Source organism: Duganella violaceipulchra (assembly GCF_019166075.1).
GTDB classification, from domain to species: domain Bacteria; phylum Pseudomonadota; class Gammaproteobacteria; order Burkholderiales; family Burkholderiaceae_D; genus Rugamonas; species Rugamonas violaceipulchra.
In genome coordinates this window covers 1-315 of sequence record NZ_JAHTGR010000175.1, presented here as the reverse complement: position 1 = coordinate 315, position 315 = coordinate 1, and the positions used below count along the sequence as shown (strand labels likewise).

The 315-nt window shown below is 64.4% G+C and carries 1 protein-coding gene; it reads right to left on the bottom strand.

Going from position 1 to position 315, the window contains the following annotated elements:
• On the bottom strand, nucleotides 1-315 hold a 315-nt coding region (locus KVP70_RS35900), incomplete at both ends, for an AMP-binding enzyme (protein ID WP_217946754.1).

Sequence of the window (315 nt, the reverse complement as noted above, 5' to 3'; positions counted from 1 at the left end):
GCGGGAAACCGTCCAAGGTCACGAACGCGCTGGGCACCATGTACTCGGCCAGGCTGGCCGATAGCTGCTCACGCAAGTTGGTTGCCGACAAGGCCCCTTCTTCCGCCCCTGCTTGCGCGATCACGTAGGCCACCAGCCGCTTGTCACCCGGCTGGTCTTCGCGTGCGATCACAATCGCTGCGCGCACGCCTTCGCAGGCCGCCAGCCTGGCTTCGATCTCGCCCAGCTCAATTCGGAAACCGCGGATCTTGACCTGGAAGTCGCCCCTTCCTACATACTCGATGTTGCCATCGGCCAACCAGCGGCCCAGGTCGC